General features: G+C 72.3%; 25 protein-coding genes. 15 read left to right on the top strand and 10 right to left on the bottom strand.

Annotation, left to right across the window (positions count from 1 at the left end; genetic code table 11):
• Positions 1–138: 138 nt before the first annotated feature.
• From AB0947_RS20630 to AB0947_RS20590, 9 genes are all read left to right on the top strand, one after another.
• Positions 139–564, top strand: a complete 426-nt coding sequence (locus AB0947_RS20630; protein ID WP_366751776.1) for a hypothetical protein — start codon at positions 139–141, stop codon at positions 562–564.
• A 44-nt stretch (positions 565–608) separates the two neighbouring features.
• Positions 609–1,583: a CorA family divalent cation transporter gene (locus AB0947_RS20625; protein WP_366751775.1), complete on the top strand. Its 975-nt coding sequence runs from the start codon at positions 609–611 to the stop codon at positions 1,581–1,583.
• 133 nt (positions 1,584–1,716) lie between these two features.
• Complete coding sequence (locus AB0947_RS20620; protein ID WP_366751806.1) at positions 1,717–2,505, top strand: HipA family kinase; 789 nt, start codon at positions 1,717–1,719, stop codon at positions 2,503–2,505.
• Complete coding sequence (locus tag AB0947_RS20615; RefSeq protein ID WP_366751773.1) at positions 2,502–2,951, top strand: DUF3037 domain-containing protein; 450 nt, start codon at positions 2,502–2,504, stop codon at positions 2,949–2,951. Before AB0947_RS20620 ends, AB0947_RS20615 begins: the two co-directional genes overlap by 4 nt.
• A gap of 148 nt (positions 2,952–3,099) precedes the next feature.
• The gene (gene fabG, locus AB0947_RS20610) at positions 3,100–3,861 is read left to right on the top strand and encodes a 3-oxoacyl-ACP reductase FabG (RefSeq protein ID WP_225810971.1); all 762 of its coding nucleotides are present in this window, start codon (positions 3,100–3,102) and stop codon (positions 3,859–3,861) included.
• 21 nt (positions 3,862–3,882) lie between these two features.
• Positions 3,883–4,644, top strand: coding sequence for an SDR family oxidoreductase (locus tag AB0947_RS20605; protein WP_366751772.1), 762 nt, complete (start codon positions 3,883–3,885; stop codon positions 4,642–4,644).
• A gap of 193 nt (positions 4,645–4,837) precedes the next feature.
• Positions 4,838–6,415, top strand: a complete 1,578-nt coding sequence (locus AB0947_RS20600; protein WP_366751771.1) for an ABC transporter substrate-binding protein — start codon at positions 4,838–4,840, stop codon at positions 6,413–6,415.
• A 119-nt stretch (positions 6,416–6,534) separates the two neighbouring features.
• Positions 6,535–7,218, top strand: a complete 684-nt coding sequence (ung, locus tag AB0947_RS20595; protein WP_366751770.1) for a uracil-DNA glycosylase — start codon at positions 6,535–6,537, stop codon at positions 7,216–7,218.
• A 141-nt stretch (positions 7,219–7,359) separates the two neighbouring features.
• Positions 7,360–7,872 carry a hypothetical protein gene (locus AB0947_RS20590; RefSeq protein WP_366751769.1) on the top strand — a complete coding sequence of 171 codons (513 nt, stop codon included), beginning with the start codon at positions 7,360–7,362 and terminating at the stop codon, positions 7,870–7,872.
• Between the two features lie 19 nt (positions 7,873–7,891).
• Here AB0947_RS20590 and AB0947_RS20585 read toward each other — a convergent pair whose 3' ends face one another.
• Both AB0947_RS20585 and AB0947_RS20580 read right to left on the bottom strand, forming a co-directional pair.
• A complete protein-coding gene (locus AB0947_RS20585) occupies positions 7,892–8,785 on the bottom strand; it encodes an IS982 family transposase (protein ID WP_366751768.1) in 894 nt (297 codons plus the stop codon).
• Between the two features lie 85 nt (positions 8,786–8,870).
• On the bottom strand, positions 8,871–9,350 hold the full coding sequence (locus AB0947_RS20580) for a hypothetical protein (RefSeq protein WP_366751767.1): 480 nt from the start codon (positions 9,348–9,350) through the stop codon (positions 8,871–8,873).
• Positions 9,351–9,594: 244 nt separating this feature from the next.
• Here AB0947_RS20580 and AB0947_RS20575 point away from each other — a divergent pair, with 244 nt between their 5' ends.
• Positions 9,595–10,506 (top strand): Gfo/Idh/MocA family oxidoreductase, encoded by a 912-nt coding sequence (locus AB0947_RS20575; protein WP_366751766.1) that lies wholly within the window; start codon positions 9,595–9,597, stop codon positions 10,504–10,506.
• On the opposite strand, the gene lnt is transcribed toward AB0947_RS20575, so the two are convergent.
• Positions 10,424–11,998 carry an apolipoprotein N-acyltransferase gene (gene lnt / locus AB0947_RS20570; protein ID WP_366751765.1) on the bottom strand — a complete coding sequence of 525 codons (1,575 nt, stop codon included), beginning with the start codon at positions 11,996–11,998 and terminating at the stop codon, positions 10,424–10,426. The genes AB0947_RS20575 and lnt overlap by 83 nt on opposite strands.
• A gap of 125 nt (positions 11,999–12,123) precedes the next feature.
• Entirely contained in the window at positions 12,124–12,588 is a 465-nt protein-coding gene (locus AB0947_RS20565; protein WP_366751764.1) for a nuclear transport factor 2 family protein, read from the bottom strand.
• Positions 12,589–12,683: 95 nt separating this feature from the next.
• On the opposite strand from AB0947_RS20565, the gene AB0947_RS20560 reads away from it, so the two are divergent.
• On the top strand, positions 12,684–13,304 hold the full coding sequence (locus AB0947_RS20560; RefSeq protein ID WP_366751763.1) for a DUF4291 domain-containing protein: 621 nt from the start codon (positions 12,684–12,686) through the stop codon (positions 13,302–13,304).
• A 53-nt stretch (positions 13,305–13,357) separates the two neighbouring features.
• On the opposite strand, the gene AB0947_RS20555 is transcribed toward AB0947_RS20560, so the two are convergent.
• From AB0947_RS20555 to AB0947_RS20545, 3 genes are all read right to left on the bottom strand, one after another.
• Positions 13,358–13,537: a hypothetical protein gene (locus tag AB0947_RS20555; protein WP_366751762.1), complete on the bottom strand. Its 180-nt coding sequence runs from the start codon at positions 13,535–13,537 to the stop codon at positions 13,358–13,360.
• A gap of 196 nt (positions 13,538–13,733) precedes the next feature.
• A complete protein-coding gene (locus AB0947_RS20550) occupies positions 13,734–14,609 on the bottom strand; it encodes an undecaprenyl-diphosphate phosphatase (RefSeq protein ID WP_366751761.1) in 876 nt (291 codons plus the stop codon).
• Between the two features lie 183 nt (positions 14,610–14,792).
• The gene (locus AB0947_RS20545; RefSeq protein WP_171158398.1) at positions 14,793–15,263 is read right to left on the bottom strand and encodes a helix-turn-helix domain-containing protein; all 471 of its coding nucleotides are present in this window, start codon (positions 15,261–15,263) and stop codon (positions 14,793–14,795) included.
• A gap of 105 nt (positions 15,264–15,368) precedes the next feature.
• On the opposite strand from AB0947_RS20545, the gene AB0947_RS20540 reads away from it, so the two are divergent.
• A complete protein-coding gene (locus AB0947_RS20540) occupies positions 15,369–16,538 on the top strand; it encodes a thiolase family protein (RefSeq protein WP_366751760.1) in 1,170 nt (389 codons plus the stop codon).
• 53 nt (positions 16,539–16,591) lie between these two features.
• On the opposite strand, the gene AB0947_RS20535 is transcribed toward AB0947_RS20540, so the two are convergent.
• The 3 genes from AB0947_RS20535 to AB0947_RS20525 all read right to left on the bottom strand — a co-directional run bounded on the left by AB0947_RS20535 (position 16,592) and on the right by AB0947_RS20525 (position 19,137).
• Complete coding sequence (locus AB0947_RS20535) at positions 16,592–17,035, bottom strand: protein kilB (protein WP_366751759.1); 444 nt, start codon at positions 17,033–17,035, stop codon at positions 16,592–16,594.
• 33 nt (positions 17,036–17,068) lie between these two features.
• Complete coding sequence (locus AB0947_RS20530; protein ID WP_366751758.1) at positions 17,069–17,836, bottom strand: VTT domain-containing protein; 768 nt, start codon at positions 17,834–17,836, stop codon at positions 17,069–17,071.
• A gap of 149 nt (positions 17,837–17,985) precedes the next feature.
• On the bottom strand, positions 17,986–19,137 hold the full coding sequence (locus AB0947_RS20525) for a glutathione-independent formaldehyde dehydrogenase (protein WP_366751757.1): 1,152 nt from the start codon (positions 19,135–19,137) through the stop codon (positions 17,986–17,988).
• Positions 19,138–19,223: 86 nt separating this feature from the next.
• On the opposite strand from AB0947_RS20525, the gene AB0947_RS20520 reads away from it, so the two are divergent.
• The 3 genes from AB0947_RS20520 to AB0947_RS20510 all read left to right on the top strand — a co-directional run bounded on the left by AB0947_RS20520 (position 19,224) and on the right by AB0947_RS20510 (position 21,557).
• On the top strand, positions 19,224–19,409 hold the full coding sequence (locus tag AB0947_RS20520) for a hypothetical protein (RefSeq protein ID WP_366751810.1): 186 nt from the start codon (positions 19,224–19,226) through the stop codon (positions 19,407–19,409).
• Between the two features lie 99 nt (positions 19,410–19,508).
• Positions 19,509–20,678: an elongation factor Tu gene (gene tuf / locus AB0947_RS20515; RefSeq protein WP_366751756.1), complete on the top strand. Its 1,170-nt coding sequence runs from the start codon at positions 19,509–19,511 to the stop codon at positions 20,676–20,678.
• 33 nt (positions 20,679–20,711) lie between these two features.
• Positions 20,712–21,557, top strand: coding sequence for a fused MFS/spermidine synthase (locus tag AB0947_RS20510; protein ID WP_366751755.1), 846 nt, complete (start codon positions 20,712–20,714; stop codon positions 21,555–21,557).
• The last annotated feature ends 15 nt before the right edge of the window (positions 21,558–21,572 follow it).

The following is a 21,572-nucleotide window of genomic DNA, read 5'->3' as shown; positions in this document are numbered from 1 at the left end:
GGCAGAGAGCATCCGCCGCACCGCCCGGGAGGACACCCCTTGGGCGAGGTCGCGGGACCGCCCGCGGCGCGCACGCGCCGGACCGTCTCCGCCACGGCGCGCCGAACACGGCGCACAGCACAGAAACGAGGTCGCACGATGCCCGCCGCACACACCGCGTCCACACCCACCGTCAAACAACAATGGGCCACCGGCCTCACGGCCTTCGCCGCCGTCATGCTCCTGCTCTCCGGTTTGCTGGACGTCTTCCGCGGCATCATGGCGATCGCGCACGACGACGTGTTCCTCGCGACACGCAGCTACGTCTTCCGGTTCGACCTCACGGGCTGGGGCTCGATCCACCTGATCCTCGGCGCCGTCGCGCTGCTGGTGGGCTTCGGTCTCCTCGGGGGCGCTCTGTGGGCCCGCGTCTCGGGAGTGGCCATCGCCTCGCTGGTCATCATCGCCAACTTCCTCTCGCTGCCGTACTACCCGGTCTGGTCGATCGTTCTGATGGCCTTCTCCGGGTTCGTCATCTGGGCCCTGTGCGTGGGGCGGCAGGGCGCGCCCCGCACGTTCGACTGAGGGCCGGGCACGCGGGGGGCCGGGCGAGGACCGCGGTGAGGGCGATGATCATAAGGACGGTGTCGATGCCGGAGGCGGCCACCACGCGCCTCTCCGTGGCGGAGGCGCGCCGGCGGCTCGCCCTCGACGCCTTCCTGCTGCTCGACGTCGAGCAGCCCGCGGAGGAGGGCGAGGAGGGCGAGCCACTGGCCCGCCGGCTCGGCCTGGAGGCGGAGGAGCTGGCGTGGTTCGGCCGCGCGGGGGAGTCCGCGCGGGCCGAGTTCCTGGGCGACCTCGCCGGTTTCGTCGTTCCGGTGGTCCAGGGCGGCCGGGTCGCCCATCTCCACGTCCTGGCCGGTGAACGCCACCTGGTCGTCTCCCACCGGGGCCGGGCCCGTTTCGCGGAGGAGCTGACCACGCACCTGCGGCGGGAGAAGCCGCACGATGCCGTGGCCACGCTGTTCCTGGTGCTCCAGGAGGCGCTGGCGACGTTCCGCCGTGCCGCGGTGGCCGCCCTGCTCCAGGTGGAGGAGCTGGAGGACGACATGTTCGCGCAGCGGCGCCCCGAGCAGGTCTACCGCCTGTCCCACCTGCGCCGCCGGGCCGCCCTGCTGCACCACTCGCTGCTGCCGTACGTCCAGGTGGTCGAGGAGATGATCAGCCGCAGGATGATGAGCCGCGACTTCCCGGAGGACCGGCAGCGGCTCGCCCAGGAGTTGCAGCGCGCGGTCCGCCTGGTCCTCGCGGACATCGGGTCCTTGCAGGAGGCCACCCGCCGGGCCTTCGCCAGTTACGGGTCCCTGGTCGCGGGCGAGCAGAACGGTGTGATCAACCGCTTGGCCATCGTGTCGGTGATCTTCCTGCCGCTGTCGTTCCTGACGGGCTTCTTCGGCATGAACTTCGCGTTCATGACCAACGAGTTGGAGAGCAGGGCGGTCTTCTGGCTGCTGGCCATAGGGCTTCAGGCGGCCGTCCTGCTGGTCTGCCTCTACGTACTGCGCCGCACCCGCGCCTGGCGGAGACTGCGGGACGAGACCTGAGGCCCGCCGTGCGGACCGTCCCGGCGTCGCGGGCCGCGCCGAAAGCGGTGACCAGGGCACTCCTCACCCACGGTCACTCTCGGTTACTATGCTCTCTTCATGCCGGAGGCTGAAGAGATGGATGGCCCGGGAAGTGCTCAAGATGGTCACCGCGACCCGCTACATCACGCCGCTGCGTGAGGGGGGTTCGCTGCCGGGGCTCGTCGAGGCCGACGACTTCGGCACGTACGTCATGAAGTTCACCGGTGCCGGACAGGGCCGCAAGACGCTGGTCGCCGAGGTGGTGTGCGGCGAACTCGCCCGGCGCCTCGGCTTCCGCATGCCCCGCCTGGTCACCGTCCACCTGGATCCGGTCCTCGGGCTCGGCGAACCAGAGCAGCAGGTACAGGACCTGCTCCGGGGCAGTGGCGGCACCAACCTCGGCATGGACTTCCTGTCCGGCGCCCTCGGCTACGACCCGCTCGCCTTCCCGGTGAGCCCCGAGGAGGCCGGCCGGATCGTCTGGTTCGACGCGCTGATCAACAACGTCGACCGCTCCTGGCGCAACCCCAACCTGCTCGTGCACCAGGGCGAACTGTGGCTCATCGACCACGGGGCCACCATGATCTGGCATCACAACTGGCCCGGCGCCGAGGCCTCGGCGGCCCGTCCCTACGACGCCTCGGACCACGCCCTCGCCGGTTTCGCCCCCGACGTCACGGCCGCCGCGGCCGAGCTGGCCCCCCGGGTCACCGAGGACCTGCTGGCCGAGGTCACCGCCGAGATCCCCGACGCCTGGCTGGACGGCGAGCCCGGCTTCGGCACACCGGACGACCTGCGCCGGGCCTACGCACGGCCGCTGCTCGCGCGGGCGGCCGTCATCGCCGGGCGGATCACCGGCATCGGCACCACCAGCGGCTCCGTGACGGGGGAGGGCAAGTGAGCGAGCGCCACATCCACATGGCCGGCCATGTGACCGAGCGGCACATCACCCGGGCGGGCCAGGGCGGCGACCGGGACGTGTTCGAGTACGCGCTGCTGCGGGTCGTGCCCCGGGTGGAGCGCGGGGAGTGCATCAACGCGGGCGTGGTCGTGTACTGCCGCGCCCGGGGCTACGTCGGTGCCGCCACCCATCTGGACGAGGCCCGGCTGCTCGCGCTGGACCCGGCCGCCGACGTCGCCGGGGTGCGGGCCGCGCTGCGTGCGATCGAGCGGCACTGCGCGGGCGGCGACCAGGCCGGACAGGCCGCGGGCGACGACGCGGGGCGCCGCTACCGCTGGGTGATCGCGCCCCGTTCCACCGTGGTCCAGCCCGGCCCCGTGCACACCGGCCTGACGGCCGACCCGGCGGCCGAGACGGAGCGGTTGCTGGACCTCCTGGTGAGGTAATGGATCACACCGGGCCGACGTGCCGTTGACACCGGGTGCCAGGGCTTCTAGCGTCACGGGTGCTGAAGGTACTAAGCGGTCGCTCACCGCACCAGGGGGTCCTCTCCGAGGACCCGACAGGTTCTCTCAAGGGCGAGGAGACACAGCAATGTCCACCACTGAACAGCGGGTCGCGGTCGTCACCGGCGCGGCGCGCGGCATCGGCGCCGCAACCGCCGTACGACTGGCGGCCGAGGGCCGCGCGGTCGCCGTGATCGACCTGGACGAGGCCGCCTGCAAGGACACCGTCGAGAAGATCACCGCGGCCGGCGGCAAGGCCGTCGCGGTCGGCGCGGACGTCTCCGACGAGGCGCAGGTCGAGGCGGCCGTCGCCCGGATCGTGGAGGAGCTGGGCGCCCCCACGATCCTGGTCAACAACGCGGGCGTGCTGCGCGACAACCTGCTGTTCAAGATGAGCGCCTCCGACTGGGACACGGTCATGAACGTGCACCTGCGCGGTTCGTTCCTGATGACCAAGGCAGTCCAGAAGCACATGGTCGACGCCGGCTGGGGCCGCGTCGTCAACCTCTCCTCCTCCTCGGCGCTCGGCAACCGCGGCCAGGTCAACTACTCGGCCGCCAAGGCGGGTCTGCAGGGCTTCACCAAGACCCTCGCCATCGAGCTGGGCAAGTTCGGCATCACCGCCAACGCCGTCGCCCCCGGCTTCATCGCCACCGAGATGACCAAGGCCACCGCCGACCGGGTCGGCATGGGCTTCGACGACTTCAAGAAGGCCGCCGCCACCCAGATCCCGGTGCAGCGCGTCGGTGAGCCCGAGGACATCGCCAACGCCATCGCGTTCTTCACCGGCGAGGCGGCCGGCTTCGTCTCGGGCCAGGTGCTGTACGTCGCCGGCGGACCGCTCAACTAAGGACCCAGGGGTAACACGGACATGACTGAACTCCCGGAGCCGTCCGGCAGGGTCGCGATCGTCACCGGCGCCAGCCGAGGCATCGGCTACGGCGTCGCCGAAGCGCTGATCGCGCGCGGCGACCGCGTGTGCATCACCGGCCGGGGCGAGGACGCCCTGAAGGAGGCCGTCGAGAAGCTCGGCGCCGAGCGGGTCATCGGCGTCGCCGGCAAGGCCCACGACCTCGACCACCAGACCGAGGTCGTCGAACGCACCATGGAGGCCTTCGGCCGGGTCGACTTCCTCGTCAACAACGCGGGCACCAACCCGGTGTTCGGCCCGATCGCGGACCTCGACCTGAACGTCGCCCGCAAGGTCTTCGAGACCAACGTGATCTCCGCGCTCGGCTTCGCCCAGAAGACCTGGCACGCCTGGCAGAAGGACAACGGCGGCGCGATCGTCAACATCGCCTCCATCGCGGGCCTCGCGCCCTCGCCCTTCATCGGCGCCTACGGCGTCAGCAAGGCCGCGATGATCAACCTGACACAGCAGCTCGCGCACGAGTTCGCGCCCGGGGTGCGGGTCAACGCGATCGCCCCGGCCGTCGTCAAGACCAAGTTCGCCCAGGCCCTGTACGAGAACCGCGAGGAGGAGGCGGCCGCCGCCTACCCGCTCGGCCGGCTCGGTGTGCCCTCCGACATCGGCGGGGCCGCCGCGTTCCTCACCTCCGAGCAGTCCGACTGGATCACCGGTCAGACCCTCGTCGTGGACGGCGGCATCTTCCTCAACGCCGGCGTGGGCTGAGCCGCGCATCTCTTCCGGGCGTCGATTTTCGGACGGATCGGCGCCCGGGAGGGGATACAGCGTCCGCACAGCGGAATGACAACGTCGTCACCGCTCAGTCGATCAACACGGCCTGAATTCGGGCAGGTTCAGGGCCTCGAACGCTGCGGTATGGTCTGCCGACCCTTGGCACGGCGGATCGAGGAGCGTGCGCGTGTTCAACCGGAACCGATTCCTGCGGAGAGTCGCGGCGATCGCGTCCATATCGCTGGTGGCCGGATGCACTTTGCTGTCCGACGGCGACCCCGACAGCCAGGGTCCGATCGTCGTGGGTACCACCAGCGCCCCCAGCACCCTGGACCCGGCCGGTGCCTGGGACGGCTCCTGGGAGCTGTACCGGAACATCTTCCAGACGCTCCTCGCCTACCCGAACGGCGCCACCACCCCCCAGCCCGACGCCGCCGAGAGCTGCTCCTTCACCGACTCCACGAGCCGCACCTACCGCTGCGAGCTGCGCCCCGGCCTGAAGTTCGCCGACGGCGACCCGCTGACCGCCGAGGCCGTACGCCACTCCATCGACCGCATCCGCACCATCGACGCCCCCGGCGGCCCCGCCGGACTGCTCGGCAGCCTGGACCGCGTCCGGACCCACGGCGACCGCGAGATCGTCTTCCACCTCAACCAGCCCGACGCGACCTTCCCGTTCGTGCTGGCCACGCCCGCCATGTCGATCGTCGACCCGGACGACTACCCCGCCAACTCCCTGCGCAAGGACGCCACGGTCCACGGCTCCGGCCCGTACCGGCTCCAGTCCTACGAGGAGGGCGGCAAGGCCGTCCTGGTGCGCAACGACAAGTACCAGGGCTTCGCCCAGCGGCGGAACGACGCGGTGACCATCCGGTACTTCAAGGACTCCGCCGGCATGGTCGAGGCGCTGCGGAACAAGCGGATCGACGTCACCTACCGCGGCCTGGCCGCCGACGACATCCTCGCCCTGCAGGAGCACGGCAGCGAGGACCTGCAACTGGTCGACGGAGCCGGCACCGACATCAGCTACCTGGTGTTCAACCCCAAGGACCCCTGGGCCAGGCAGCCCGCCGTGCGCAAGGCCATCGCCCAGATCGTGGACCGGGGCGCCATCGCGCACAAGGTCTACAAGGACACCGTCGACCCGCTGTACTCGATGGTCCCCAAGGGGCTGACCGGCCACGCCACCCCGTTCTTCGACGACTACGGCGAACCGAGCGCCGCCAAGGCCCGCACGATCCTCTCCGACGCCGGCATCACCCGGCCCGTGCCCCTCACCCTCTGGTACACCACCGACCGCTACGGCTCCGAGACGGCCCTGATGTTCCGCGAGCTGAAGCGGCAGCTGGACGGCTCCGGCCTGTTCAGCATCACCCTGAGAAGCCGGCCCTGGAAGAGCTATGTGGTGGGCTACCAGAACGGCGAGTACCCGGTGTTCGGGCGCGGCTGGTTCCCCGACTTCCCCGACGCCGACAACTTCATCGCCCCGTTCGTCGGCGAGCACAACGCGCTCGGTACGCCCTACCCGGCCAAGGAGATCACCGGCCGGCTGCTGCCCCACGCGCGCGCGGAGAGCGACCGCGCCCGGACCGTCAAGGACGTGGAGGCGGCCCAGCGGATCATGGTGAACGACGCCCGGCTGATCCCGCTGTGGCAGGGCCGGCAGTTCCTCGCGGCCAGCGTCGACATCTCCGGCGGCGAGCAGGCCCTGGACCCCTCGACGATCATGATGATGTGGACGCTGCACCGCAAGACCAGCTGGTGAGCCGGGCTGCCGGGTCCGGCGGACGGTCCTCGCGGCACCGGTTGTCAGTGGTCGCCTGTAGGTTCGGAGACCTGGAGTGACCGCACGCCGTAGTTGATCGACACCGTGAGGACGTTGACGTGACCGACATCGCCATGCTGCCCGAGTCCTGGCGCGGGGTTCTGGGCGACGAGCTGCAGCAGCCCTACTTCAAGGAGCTGACCGAGTTCGTCGAGGAGGAGCGGGCGAGGGGTCCGGTCTACCCGCCGCGCGAGGAGGTCTTCGCCGCGCTGGACGCCACGCCGTACGAGCGGGTGAAGGTCCTGATCCTGGGCCAGGACCCGTACCACGGCGAGGGCCAGGGCCACGGCCTGTGCTTCTCGGTCCGGCCCGGCGTGAAGACCCCGCCCTCCCTGCGGAACATCTACAAGGAGATGCAGCAGGAGCTGGGCCTGCCCGTCCCGGACAACGGCTATCTGATGCCGTGGGCCCGGCAGGGCGTGCTGCTGCTCAACGCGGTCCTCACGGTCCGGGCCGGCGAGGCCAACTCGCACAAGGGCAAGGGCTGGGAGAAGTTCACGGACGCGGTGATCCGCGCGGTGGCCTCCCGGCCCGACCCGGCCGTCTTCGTCCTGTGGGGCAACTACGCGCAGAAGAAGCTCCCGCTGATCGACGAGACCCGGCACGTGGTGGTCAAGGGCGCGCACCCCTCGCCGCTGTCCGCGAAGAAGTTCTTCGGCTCCCGCCCGTTCACGCAGATCAACGACGCGATCGCCGCGCAGGGCCACGAGCCGGTCGACTGGCGCATCCCGAACCTGGGCTGACGGCGGCGGGGGCCGGGGGAACGGCCCGCGGGCCCGTAGTCGCCCACCGGCCGTCGGCACGACGGCGCCGCCTGTCCGGGAATCCGGTGCGCGCCGGTTAGCGTCAGCAGCGGACCATTGCCGACGGCCCGGAGGGACCCCGTGGCGGAGCGACAGGAACAGGCGGCGCCGGACGCCGTGCTGACGCGGATCGGGCAGGTCGTGATGCTGCACCACGGAGGCGACCGCGAAGAGGCCCGCAGCCGCTTCCTGAACTTGTGGGCGGAGGTCGGCGAGGACGGCGACCCGCTGCACCGCTGCACCCTGGCCCACTACCTGGCCGACACCCAGGACGACCCGGCGGACGAACTCGCCTGGGACCTGCGGGCGCTGTCGGCGGCGGAGGAGATCGCCGACGGCCGCGTGGGCGCCGACCCGGCGAGCGTGCGCGGCTTCTTTCCCTCCCTGCACCTCAACCTGGCCGCCGACTACGCCAAGCTGGGCCGCGCCGAGGCCGCCCGCAGCCATCTGCGCGAGGCCCGCCGCACCGCGCGGTGCCTCGCGGACGACGGATACGGCGCGGGTGTCCGGTCCGAGATCAGCCGTCTGGCACTGCGGCTCGGGGAGGACGGCACCCCGGGCGACGAGGGCTGGAGACCGCAGCGTCAGGGCTAGACGAGTCATTCCGATGTGATCAGTGGTCGTAGGCGATCAGGGATCGCATGACCGGCTGCCCGGTCTTGTGGTTGTGCCAGATCGCCGCGGACAGCGCGAGGACACGCTGGGCCACGCGGACTGCGACGCCCTCGAAGGTCCGACCGCCGTGCTGTTCCAGGTCGAACTGGCCCTTGAGGGTGTCGTTCACCGACTCGATCAGCTGCCGCACCGATTTCAGCAGGGACTCGCCCTTGCGGCGTTTCTCCCGCTTGAACGACGGCCGCAGCAGCTCGGCCCCGCGCAAGGCCAGATCGGCCTCGAACTCCTTGGAGGCGAAGCCCTTGTCCGCGATCAGCAGCAGGCCGGGCCGGTCGGTGACCGTGCCCGGCTCGCGGTCCAGCATCGCGGTGAGCACCTCGCGCTCGTCCAGCTTCGGGTTCGCCAGGGCCCACAGGATCGGCATCCCGGTCGGGGTGCACACCAGGTACAACCGCAGGCCCCAGAAGAACCGGGAGTGGGAGGCGCAGTATCCGTATCCGGCCCAGCCGGCCAGGTCCGACCGTTTCACCGTGGGCCGCGAGCGGCCGCATTCCACCGGGGTGGAGTCGATGATCCAGTGGTTGTCGAACCAGAAGTCGGTGTCCGTCGCGAGAAGCCGTATCGCCCGCTTGACCAACGGCAGCGCGGCCCGCAGCCGCTTGTTCCAGCCCGGCTGCTTCGGCACGTACGGGAACAATGCGCCCAGGCGGGAGTGGACGAACCGCAGCCACCGGGACTCCGAGGCGAAGCCCAGCATCGCCTGGGCGACGGCGAGGCAGACGAGCTCGGAGTCGGTCAACCGCGGCGGGCGGCCCAGCCATCGGCAATCTCCGATCTCGTCGTCGATCTTCACGTACAGTGCGGTCAGCAGGGCGTCCAGGTCATTCGTCACAGATCGATCTTGGACGCCCTGCCTACGTTCCCAGACGCACCGTCAGCATTCGGAATGACTCGTCTAGGCGGGCCGGGGTGGGAGTTCACCGCGTCCGGGTCGCCGGCCGGCTGCCGTAGGCCTGTGCGCAGATCCGCGCTTGCGGACTGTCCCGCTGCCAGCCGCCGTACGTCGTGCCCAGGGCGCAGACATCAGCAGGACCGGTCACCGCCGGGCGTGGGAGGGGCACGGGGGTGTGCGGCCGGCGGGAGGGGGCCGGGAGCGGGGGCCCGGGCGGGGCCGGCGGACGGCGGGTGACCTCGGGCGCGGCCGGGGCCCGGTGCCGGCCGGGCGGCCCGGAGCGCTCCGGACCCCGGGACGGGCCGGTCCTCTCCAGCGCCTCGCGGACCGGTGCCTGCACCACCCGGGGCTCCGCGCTGCCGTCCGGCCGGGGCGCCTCCGGCTGCGAGGGCGCGCTGTCCGGCGGCGGCGCCGCCGGCCCCGCGTGCCGCACCGTCACACAGCCGGTGAGGGCCGAGACGGCCACGGTGACCAGAAGCGCTGCGGTGGTCGTCGTTCGATGCACCCGCGCAACTCTGCTGGCCGGCGGCCGCGTTGGCACCGGGGACACCGGATCCGATCCCCGTACGGGTGGCCGCGTACCCTCCGCCGGGGGACGCGCCGTACCGAAGCTGACGTCCAGCCGCCGCCGGCGGCCCGTGCGGGACTGGAGGGCCCCTTTCCTCCCGTCGGCTTCGGCGGCATCGCCGGACGACGGCCCCCGTATGCTTCCGGCAGGAAACACGCTGGCAAGCCGTAGGGGAGAGCACGTGAAGGTCGGCTGCATCGGACTCGGGGACATCGCGCAGAAGGCGTATCTGCCGGTGCTCGGCGCGCAGCCAGGGGTCGACCTGCACCTGCAGACCCGTACGCCCGCCACCCTGGAGCGGGTCGGCGACAGCCTGCACCTGCCCCGGGAGCAGCGGCACACCACCCTGGACTCGCTGCTCGCCGCCGGTCTCGACGCGGCCTTCGTGCACGCCCCCACCGCCGTCCACCCCGAGATCGTCACCCGGCTGCTGGAGGCCGGTGTGCCGACGTACGTGGACAAGCCCCTCGCCTACGAACTCGCCGACTCCGAACGGCTCGTGGGACTCGCCGAGCGGCGGGGCGTGCCGCTGTCCGTCGGCTTCAACCGCCGGTACGCCCCCGGGTACGCCCAGTGCCTGGACCACCCGCGCGAGCTGATCCTCATGCAGAAGAACCGGGTCGGCCTGCCCGAGGAACCGCGCTCGATGATCCTGGACGACTTCATCCACGTCGTCGACACCCTGCGCTTCCTGGTGCCGGGCCCGGTCGACGACGTCACCGTGCGCGCCCGCGCCGAGGGCGGGCTGCTGCACCACGTCGTGCTCCAGCTCGGCGGCGACGGCTTCACCGCGCTCGGCGTGATGAACCGGCTCAGCGGCTCCACCGAGGAGATCCTGGAGGTGTCCGGACAGGACACCAAGCGCCAGGTGGTCAACCTCGCCGAGGTGATCGACCACAAGGGGCAGCCGACCGTGCGCCGGCGCGGCGACTGGGTTCCGGTGGCCCGCCAGCGCGGCATCGAGCAGGCGGCCCTCACGTTCCTCGACGCCGTGCGGGCCGGGAAGCCGCTCAGCGCCAGGGACGCGCTGGCGACCCATGAACTGTGCGAGCGGGTGGTCCGAGCGGTTCAGGACCGCTGCGGCGCAGCCTGAGCGCCCGCGCCCCCTCGGTCACGCACAGCGTGGCCAGCACCAGCAGTGCCGCGTCCACCGGCCAGTCGCCGTAGCGGACGTACGGCGTGACGCCGTGCGCGAGCGGGACCTCGTACACGCGCGCGGTGCTCGCGCCGGTGCCGAGCCAGGGGCCGAGGCGCTGCCCGTCCGGGCCGTACACCGCCGAGACGCCCGTGAGGGTGGCGTGCGCCATCGGGCGGCCGGTCTCCGCGGCGCGCAGCGCGGCCAGCGAGGCGTGCTGCTCCGGCGCCCAGCTGTGCTGGAAGGACGAGGTGGACGACTGGCCGAGGAGGACGTCCGCACCGTCCTCGGCGAGGTGCCGGCTCATGTCGGGGAACGCGGTCTCGAAGCAGATCAGCGGGCCGATCCGCAGCCCGTGCCCGACGTTCATCACGGTCTGTTCCGCGCCGCGGTGCCGGTCCTCGCCGGCGGCCCGGCCCACCGAGGTGGCCCAGCCGAGCAGCGAACGGGCCGGTATGTACTCGCCGAACGGGACCAGCCGCATCTTGTCGTACCGGTCGCCGGTCGGGCCGTCCGGGCCGACCAGCACCGAACTCTTGTAGATGCCGGGCCGGTCGGAGCGGCGGGCGTCCACGTTGACCAGTATGTCGGCACCGGTCTGGCGGGACAGCGCGGCGAGCCGCCGGGCCAGGTCGGGGCGGTCGTCCAGGTCGAAGCCGACGCTGGACTCGCCCCACACCACCAGGTCGGCCCCCTGCCCGGTGAGCCGCCGGGTCAGCCGCTCCTCCTGGTCGAACCGCTTGTCACCGCTCTCCTGTCCGGCCACTATCCCCGGCTGGACGACGGCGATCCGCACCCGCCCGTCGACGTCCGGGCGCGGCGCCCAGGCCCACGCGGCCGTGGTCGCGGCGGCCGTGGCGACCAGCGAGGCCACCGCCGGCACCCGCGACGCGCGGACGGCGACCAGCACGGCCACGGCCACGTTGACGGCCACCACCAGGAAGCTGAGCAGCCAGACACCGCCGACCGAGGCCAGCCGCAGCGCCGGCCCCACCTGCCACTGGCTGGCGCCGAGCATGCCCCACGGCCCGCCGAGCCCCTGCCAGGACCGGACCAGTTCCACCGCCAGCCAGGCCGAGGGCAGCACCACCAGCGCGGCGGCGCACCGGCCCGCCGACGGCGCCCCGCCCAGGAACCGGCGCACCAGCAGGCCCCAGGGCGCCCAGAGCAGGCCCAGCAGGGCGGCGATCAGGAAGATGAACACGTGCAGGCTCGGCAGCAGCCAGTGGTGGACGGCCGTCAGGAAGCCGGCGCCGCCCCACCAGCCGTCGTACGCGGCCCGTCGCCCGGTCGGCGCGGAGCGGGCGAGCAGGATCCACGGCACCAGCGCGATGTACGCGAACCACCACAGCGAGGGGGCCGGGAACGACAGCACCGGCAGGGCGCCGGCGAGGGCGGCGGCGGCCGAGCGGCGCCAGGGGGAGGTCAGCCAGCGATTGATCGTTCTCATAGGGAGCCTCCCTACCCAGCGATGGGTCCAGTGTGCGCGGTGAGCGGGAGGCCGAGCGCCTTCCGGCCGGGGTCCGGCGGCCGTACGGCGTGCTGCCGCCCCGCGCCCCTCGCGGGCTCGCGCCGTTACGGGGCGCCCGGACCGCGGCGCCACTTCTCGTGTGCGACGACCTCGCTCAGGCGCCAGCCCTCGGCGGTGCGCAGGAGCCCGAAGTCGTAGCGGCCGCCGCACACCAGGTCCGGGGCGGCGGAACCGCCGGGGTCGGTGAAGCCCATGGGGTTGAGGTAGTCGGCGCGCACGCGGGCGGTGTCGCCGGTGTCCTGGTCCAGGACGCCGAAGCGGACCCGGCGGTTGACGATCAGGTGCTGGCGCACGGCGAGCGGGGCCAGGCTCTCGGCGAGCCACGCGGCGACCCGGCCGGCGTCGCCCTCCACACCGCCCGCCGAGCGGTAGTCGGCGCGTCCGTCCGCCGTGAACAGCCCTCGGTACGCCGTCCAGTCGCCGTCGTCCACCGCCACCGCGTACGCGGTGACCAGGTCGTCCACGGCCAGGCGGTCCCTCACGGTCGCGAACTCCGCACGCTGGGTCATCGGCACAGTGTTGGGCACGGCGGGCGCGCAGCCAAGAGGTGTGCGGGGTGAATATTCGGTGGTGCCGGGCGGGTCGCACGGCCGAACCTGTCCCGGTGAACGGACAGAACGAGCAACTCGTCGGCGCGGAGCCCCGGTTCCGTGTCCGCGCCCGGCACACCGAGACCACGGTCACCGTCTACCAGGCGTACCGCCCGGAGATCGGCCGGGCCGCGGCCCGCGCCGGACGCTTCCCGTCCGCCTGGAAGCGGGACCGGATGACCTGGATCAAGCCGTCGTTCCTGTGGATGATGTACCGCTGCGGCTGGGGCACCAAGGAGAACCAGGAGACCGTCCTGGCCGTCGAGATCGGCCGGGACGGCTTCGAGTGGGCCCTGCGCCACGCCTGCCTGTCCCACTACGTGCCGGCGCTCCACGCGGACCAGGATGCCTGGAAGGCGGAGCTGGCGCGCTGCCCCGCCCGGGTGCAGTGGGACCCGGAGCGGGATCTGCACTTGAACCCGCTGCCGCACCGGTCGTTGCAGCTCGGCCTCGCCGGGGAGGCGGCGGCCCGGTACGCCGACGAGTGGATCGTCGGCATCGAGGACGTCACGCCGCTGGCCACGGAGATCCACGGGCTGGTGCGGGCGGGGGAGCTGGAGCGGGCGAAGGAGCTGCTGCCGCAGGAGCGGCCGTATCCGGTGGCCGACGAGGTACTGGCCCATCTGCGGGCGTAGGGGGCGGGAGGCCCGCGGGGACGCGGGTGCCGGCCAGGGCGCGCGGGGCCGGGTCAGGCCGCCTCGAAGACCTCGGCGCGGATCGCCTCGGCCCACTCGATCACCAGCAGCTCGTACTCCGCGCGCTCCTGGGCCGACAGGGTGCCGGCCGCACGCAGCCACAGCGCCCGGATCTGCTCGTTCACCTCGGCAGCGGAGCGCACGGAACCAGGGGACGGGGATTCGGGGGACATGGCGACCAGCCTAGGGGCAAGGGCTGACCGTGCGCTACCGGGTGGCTACGGAGAAGGTATGGGCTTGGTCACCGGTCGCGGCCGGTCATCCGTCCGTGGCGGCGAACAGGGCGGCGCCCGCGGGGCGTTGCCCAGGTCGTGGGCGGGCCGCCGCGGGCGCGAAGATGTCCGAAACAGAGAGGGTGGGGCGGTCGGGTCAGTCGGCCGACTCCGCCGCGTGCGGGCTCAGCGCGCCGACGCCGACCAGGGCGATGATCACCACGCCGAGGGCGATGCGATACCAGACGAACGGCATGAAGCTCTTGTTGGAGATCCACTTCATGAACCATGCGATGACGGCGTAGCCCGAGGCAAACGCGATCACCGTCGCGAACAGGGTGGGCGGCCAGTCCACATGGCCCTCGCCCAGCGAGTCCTTCACCTCGAAGGCGCCGGAGGCGAGGACGGCCGGGATGGCGAGCAGGAAGGAGTAGCGGGCCGCGGCCTCGCGCCGGTAGCCCATGAACAGGCCGCCGCTGATGGTCGCGCCGGAGCGGGAGACGCCGGGGATGAGGGCGCAGGCCTGGCAGAGGCCGAAGATCAGGCCGTCCTTGACGCCGAGGTTCTCCAGCGTCTTGCGCTGCTTGGGCGCCCGGTGCCGGCCGCCGGTCTCGTCGCGGGCCGCCAGCCGGTCGGCGATGCCGATGACCACGCCGACGACGATGAGCATGGTGGCGGTGATCCGCAGATCACGGAACGGCCCCTCGATCTGGTCCTTCAGCGTCACGCCCAGCAGCCCGATCGGGATGGAGCCGACGATCACCAGCCAGCCCATCTGCGCGTCGTGGTCGCGCCGCATCGCCTTGTCGAACAGCGAACGGAACCAGGACGAGACGATCCGGCCGATGTCCTTGCGGAAGTAGATGAGGACCGCGGCCTCCGTGCCGATCTGCGTGATGGCCGTGAAGGCCGCCCCCGGGTCCTTCCAGCCCGAGAACGCCGCGGTCAGCCGCAGGTGCGCGCTGGAGGAGACGGGCAGGAACTCGGTCAGCCCCTGGACGAGTCCGAGGACGAGGGATTCAAACCAAGACATGAAGGTATGGCGTCCAAGCGCTGAGGGGTGAAGAGGTGATCATGTGACGGAGGAAGCGTAGCGGGCCCCGCCGGCAGCGCGACGGCGAGGTCCCTCCTGGAGGCTGCCGGGCGGGCGCTAGGGCCTGTCGTCAAACTCCCGTCGTCCGCCCTCCGGGCGACGACGCGAATTGTCAGACAGGCCCTAGGCGGCCGACGGCCCGGTGACGGTCCAGCCGGGGGTCTGCGGACGGGCCGTCAGGTCCTCGTGTCGCACGGGGTCGCCGCAGGCCCGGCAGGTGACCACCGGCACCAGTTCCTCGCCGCAGCTGTGCTCGACGACCATGGGCAGGTCGACGCCCTTGCGCAGGTGCCGGTCGCCCCACTCCTTGAGGGTCATCAGGACGGGCTCCAGCTCCAGCCCGGCCTGCGTGGGCCGGTACTCGAAGCGCTGGGGGCGCTCGCTGTAGAGGCGCTTGGTGAGGATGCCGGCCTCCACCAGGCGGCGCAGCCGGGTGGACAGGATGTCGCGCGGGGCGCCGATGTTGCGTACGAGCTGGTCGAAGCGGCCGTTGCCCAGGCACACCTCCCGCAGGACGAGCAGGGAGTACTTCTCGCCGACGACCGCGAGGGCGTCGGCGATGGAGCAGGGACGCGAATCCTTCGTGGCGGCCATGCGGTCAGTCTAGAGGAGGGTTTGAATTTCCAACCCAAGGGGCTATGGTGAGTTCGTATTTCCTACTCACCGGTAGCTCGTCCGATGAAGCTGGAGGCCGGCGCCATGCGAGACGCGGTCATCGTCGAAGCCGTACGCACCCCCGTCGGCAAGGGCAAGCCGAACGGCTCCCTCGCCCACGTCCACCCCGTGCGACTCCTCGCGCACACCCTGCGCACCCTGGTCGAGCGCTCCGGCGTCGACCCGGCGCTGATCGACGACGTGATCGGCGGCACCGTCGACCAGGTCGGCGAGCAGGCCATGAACACCACCCGGTACGCCGTGCTCGCCGCGGGCCTCCCCGAGTCCGTCCCGGCGACCACCGTCGACCGCCAGTGCGGCTCCTCCCAGCAGGCCGTCCACTTCGCCGCGCAGGGCGTGATCTCCGGCGCGTACGACCTCGTGGTCGCCTGCGGTGTGGAGTCGATGAGCCGGGTGCCGATGTGGTCCAACGTGCCCGCCGGCAAGGACCCGTTCGGGCCCGGCGTCGCCGAGCGCTACCCGGACGGCCTGGTCCCGCAGGGGATCAGCGCCGAACTCATCGCCGCCAAGTGGTCCCTCACGCGCGCGCGGATGGACGAGTTCGCCGTCTCCTCGCACCACAAGGCCGCCGCCGCGTGGCGGGCCGGACTCTTCGACGCCGAGGTCGCCCCCCTCGACGGCGTCGCCCGCGACGAGTGCGTCCGCCCGGACAGCACCCCCGAGATCCTCGCCGGACTCAGGCCCGCCTACTACGACCCCGGCTTCGCCGAGCGCTTCCCGCAGATCGAGTGGAACGTCACCGCGGGCAACGCGAGCCCCGTCAACGACGGCGCCTCGGCCGTCCTGATCACCTCGAGCGACACCGCGGCCCGGCTCGGCCTGCGCCCGCTGGCCCGCCTCCACAGCTTCGCCGTGACGGGATCCGACCCGCTGCTCATGCTCACCGGGGTCGTCCCGGCCACCGAGAAGGTGCTGCGCCGGGCCGGACTGAAGCTGGACGACATCGACCTGTTCGAGGTCAACGAGGCCTTCTCCAGCGTGGTGCTCGCCTGGCAGCAGGAGACCGGCGCCGACCTCGCCAAGGTCAACGTGCACGGCGGCGCCATCGCCCTCGGCCACCCCCTCGGCGCCAGCGGCACCCGCCTGACCACGACCCTGGTCCACGCGATGCGCGAACGCGGCGCCCGCTACGCCCTGCAGACCATGTGCGAGGCGGGCGGGCTCGCCAACGCGATGATCCTGGAAGGCGTCTGAGCCCAGGGCCCCGGCAGGGGAGCCGAGCGGTCAGGACAGCGCCGGGCCGCCGGTCACCAGGCCATGGCCCGCCCGGCGGCGGCCACCAGCTCGTCGGTCGCGGCGATGGCCGCCTCCCGGCGCGCGGCCGGCACGGTGTGGTCGGCGGCGTCGCGCAGGCCGAACGCGGCCAGGGCCGCCTGGCGGGCCGCCGGCGCCAGGGACGGTTCGAGAACGGACACCGCGACCAAGGGGGCGGTGACGGCGGAGCGGGTGGCGTGGGTCGCCGCCCGTGCCGCCTCGGTGACGTCCTGGCCCGCGCCGTTCAGGCGCAGGTCCTCGCGGTGCCACAGGGCCCGCCGGTGGTCACCCAGGGCCGCCACCAGTTCGCCCAGCGCCACGCGCAGTGCCTCGGCCCTCCGCTCGGCGCGGGCGGCCCGCTCACGCCGGGACTGGAGCAGCGCGGTGAACGCGCCGCCGAGCAGCGTGCCGGCCACGGCGATGACGCTGGACCACATGGAAGGCCCTCCCCGGTGGACGGGCGCCGCCGCTCACCGGCCGCGCAACTGGTGGCGCTTGCGCCAGGCCACCACCGTGCCCGCCAGCGCCGGTACGGCGATGCAGGCCATCGCGATCAGGAAGGCCGGGGAGGTCGGTGCCGAGGCGCGGGCGCCGGCGACGGCGTAGGCGGCGGTGTTGGGGATCGAGCCCAGACCGGTGGCCAGCAGGAAGGGCAGCCAGCCCATGCGGGAGACGGCCGCGCAGTAGTTCGCCGCCCAGAACGGCACCCCGGGGAAGAGCCGCAGGGCCAGCATGGACCGGAACCCGTGCCGGCTGAGCTGCCCGTCGGCCGCGCGCAGCCAGCGCCCCCGCAGCAGCGGGCGCAGCGCGTCCTGCCCGAGCAGCCGGCCCAGCCCGAAGGCCACCCCGGACCCGAGCACCGTGCCCGTCAGCGCGGTGGCCAGTCCCAGCTGCGAGCCGAACAGCGCGCCCGCGGCCAGGTTCAGCAAGGGGCGCGGCACGAACGCCACGGTGCACAGCCCGTACGCCGCCGCGAACACGACGGCCGCCGCGGTCCCGCCGAGCTGTGGCGGCCAGCCGTGCGTCAGCAGCCGCTGCGGCTCGAACAGCAGCACGCACGCGGCGGCACCCACGAGCAGGGCGACCAGCAGCGACAGACGCGCGTACGGGGAGAGCAGCGCACGCGTGCAGCGGGCCGCCAACCCGGCGGGGCGCAGCGGGAGAACGGGGACGACGAGCTCCTGGGCGGCGGCCCGGGGAGAGGCCGTGGCGGTGCCAGAGCGGTTGGCATCGAGCATCCGATGACATTAGCCGACGAACGTGTGTGATCGCCGTCAGCTGTGTCCCGGGACCGTCACGGGACGGCACCGGCGCCGTTTGGGGGCGCCGGTGAAGGAGGGGGTGGACGAGAAGGGGTCCAGGCGTTCAGGGCGCCTGGACCCGTGCCTCACGCGGCCAGGGCGTGACCGGGGTGCAGGACCACCTTGGTGTAGCCCTCGATCCGCTTGTCGAACTTCTCGTACGCCTGCGGTGCCTGGTCCAGCGGCAGCTCGTGGGAGACCACGAAACTGGGCTTGGCCCGCCCGGCGATGATCATGTCGCGCAGCTGGCGGTTGTACCGCTTGACGTTGCACTGGCCGGTGCCCATCTGCTGGCCCTTCTCGAACATCCGGCCGATGGAGACCAGCAGCTGGCCCTTCTTGGCGTGCTCGTCGGGGCCGCCGGGGTCCGAGGGCACGTACAGACCCGGTACGCCGAGCATGCCGGTCGGGCGTACCGTCTCGACCAACTCGTTGAGGACGATGGCGGGTTCCTCGTGGCTGGCGTCGTGGCTCTGGGCCTGGTAGCCGACGGCGTCGACGCCCTTGTCGGTGCCCTCACCTCCGGTCTGCTCCTTGATCTGCTCCGCCGGGTCGCCCTGGGTGAAGTCGATGGGGATGGCCCCCATCTCCTCCGCCTTGGCCAGCCGCTCGGGCACCCGGTCGACGGAGAAGACCTTCGCCGCACCGCGCAGCAGCGCCGAGTAGGCGGCCATCAGGCCCACCGGTCCGGCGCCGTAGACGGCCACGGACTCACCGGGGGACACCTGGGCGAGTTCGCAACCGTGATAGCCGGTCGGGAAGATGTCCGCGAGCAGCACGAAGTCCGTCTCGAACTCCTCGCCCGGGGGCAGCTTCAGGCAGTTGAAGTCGGCGTACGGCACCCGCAGCCGCTCGGCCTGCCCGCCGATGAACGGCCCCATCGCCACGTAACCGTAGGCCCCGCCGGCGAATCCGGGGTTGACCGTCAGGCAGAACCCGGTCTTCCCGACGAGACAGTTCTTGCAGAATCCACAGGCGACGTTGAAGGGCATCACGACGCGGTCACCCTCGGACAGGGAGGTCACCCCGTCGCCGACCTCCTCGACGATGCCCAGGTTCTCGTGCCCGAAGACGATGCCCGCCTCGGCCGCCGTGCGGCCCTCGTACATGTGCAGGTCCGACCCGCATATGGCGGTCGACGTGACCCGTACGAGGACGTCGTTGGGGTGCTGGATGTGAGGGTCCTGGACCTCCTTCACCACCACGCTGAAAGGCTCTTCGTAGACGACGGCTTTCACGTCTGTCACCTCCGCGTCGAGCGTCACCCCCTGTCTTCCAGGGAACGCCCGTCCGCAAGGCGTCGCAAGCCACGTCCGGAAGGTCGATGTATCCAGCACCGGCATCGCGGCAGCGAACGGAGCCGGAAAACCATTCGACGCCGGACGTGCCGTCGGCGATGATCGACGGCATGTTCCGGTACGCCTTCCACGTCGCAGCATCCGCCGTCGCGGATGCTCCGAAGGCTGCCGTCCCGCACCTCGCGGCCGCCGTCGACGGCGCCCGAAGCTGACCCTCCCCGGACCGTCCGGCGGACCCCGCAGGGGGAGGGTCGGCCGGTCCCCGGGGTCCCGCGTCTTCTGTCACGGCTGAGAGGCTTCGAGGTACAGCCATGTCCAAAACGGCCTACGTGCGCACCAAGCCGCACCTGAACATCGGCACCATGGGTCACGTCGACCACGGCAAGACCACCCTGACCGCCGCCATCACCAAGGTCCTCGCGGAGCGCGGCACCGGCACCTTCGTCCCGTTCGACCGCATCGACCGCGCCCCGGAGGAGGCCGCCCGCGGCATCACCATCAACATCGCCCACGTCGAGTACGAGACCGACACCCGGCACTACGCCCACGTCGACATGCCCGGCCACGCCGACTACGTGAAGAACATGGTCACCGGCGCCGCCCAGCTCGACGGGGCCGTCCTGGTCGTCTCCGCGCTCGACGGGATCATGCCGCAGACCGCCGAACACGTCCTGCTCGCCAGGCAGGTCGGCGTCGACCACATCGTGGTCGCGCTGAACAAGGCCGACGCGGGCGACGAGGAGCTGACCGACCTGGTCGAACTGGAGGTCCGCGACCTGCTCACCGCCCAGGGGTACCCGGGCGACGCCGTACCCGTCGTCCGCGTCTCCGGGCTGCGGGCCCTGGAGGGCGACCCGCGCTGGACGGCGTCCGTCGAGGCGCTGCTCGACGCCGTGGACACCTACGTGCCGGTGCCGGAGCGGTACCTGGACGCGCCGTTCCTGCTGCCGGTCGAGAACGTGCTGACCATCACCGGGCGCGGCACGGTCGTGACCGGGGCCGTGGAGCGCGGGACCCTCCGGCTGGGCGACCGGGTGACGGTGCTGGGCGCGGACACCGACACCGTGGTCACCGGCATCGAGACCTTCGGCAAGCCGATGGAGGAGGCGCAGGCCGGCGACAACGTGGCGCTGCTGCTGCGCGGGGTGCCCCGGGACGCCGTCCGGCGCGGGCACGTGGTCGCGGCGCCGGGCAGCGTGGTGCCGGGCCGGCGGTTCACCGCGCGGGTGTACGTGCTGTCCGCGCGGGAGGGGGGCCGTACGACGCCGGTCGTCAGCGGGTACCGGCCGCAGTTCTACATCAGGACGGCGGACGTCGTGGGCTCCGTGGACCTCGGCGAGGTGGCCGTGGCCCGGCCGGGGGACACGGTCGAGATGAGCGTCGAGCTGGGACGGGAGGTGCCGTTGGAGCCGGGGCTCGGCTTCGCGATCCGTGAGGGCGGGCGGACCGTGGGAGCGGGGACGGTCGTCGCCGTGGGGTGAAGGGCCGGGGCCGCGGACGCCGACAATGGAGAGGTGAACGCATCGATACCCGTCACCCGCACCACCGATCACGGCACCGCCAAGCTGATGCCCGACGTCGACCGTGAGCGGGCCTGGCTGCTCACGGTCGACGGGGCACCGCAGTCGTACGTCGACCTCGACGATCCGGAGTACCTGGAGTTCGAGTACGCGCGGCGGCTGGGGTACGTCCTGGACACCGTGGCCGCGGCCGGGCGGGCGGTGGACGCGGTGCACCTGGGCGGGGGCGCGCTCACGCTTCCCCGCTACCTCGCCGCCACCCGCCCCGGCTCCCGGCAGGACGTCGTCGAGGCCGACCGGGGCCTGCTGGAGCTGGTCACCGAGCGGCTGCCGCTGCCGGCGGGCTCGGGCATCATGCTGCACGCGGCCGATGCCCGGGCGTGGCTGGAGGACGCGCCGGACGACCACGCCGACGTCCTGGTCGCCGATGTCTTCGGCGGGTCCCGGGTGCCGGCGCACCTGACCACGCTCGCCTACGTCCGTGAGGCCGAGCGGGTGCTGCGGGCCGACGGGGTGTACCTGGCCAACCTCGCGGACGCGGCGCCGTTCGCGTTCCTGCGGTCCCAACTGGCCGCGCTGGCGTCCGTGTTCGAGGAGCTGGCGCTGATCGCGGAGCCGGCCGTGCTGCGCGGGCGGCGGTTCGGGAACGCGGTGGTCGTCGCCTCGCACCGGCCGCTGGACACCGCGACGCCGGCCCGGCGAGCCGCGGCGGACGTCTTTCCGGCGCGGGTGGAACACGGTGCGGCGGTGCGGGAGTTCATCGGTGCGGCGCGGCCGGTGGAGGACGCGGACGCCGTACCGTCACCCGAGCCCCCCGACGGCTCGTTCGGCATCGGCTGAGGGTGTCGGGGCTGG

The sequence above is a fragment of the Streptomyces sp. NPDC047841 genome (assembly GCF_040704085.1).
Classification (GTDB): domain Bacteria; phylum Actinomycetota; class Actinomycetes; order Streptomycetales; family Streptomycetaceae; genus Streptomyces; species Streptomyces argyrophylli.
This window is presented reverse-complemented; position numbering and strand designations above follow the sequence as displayed.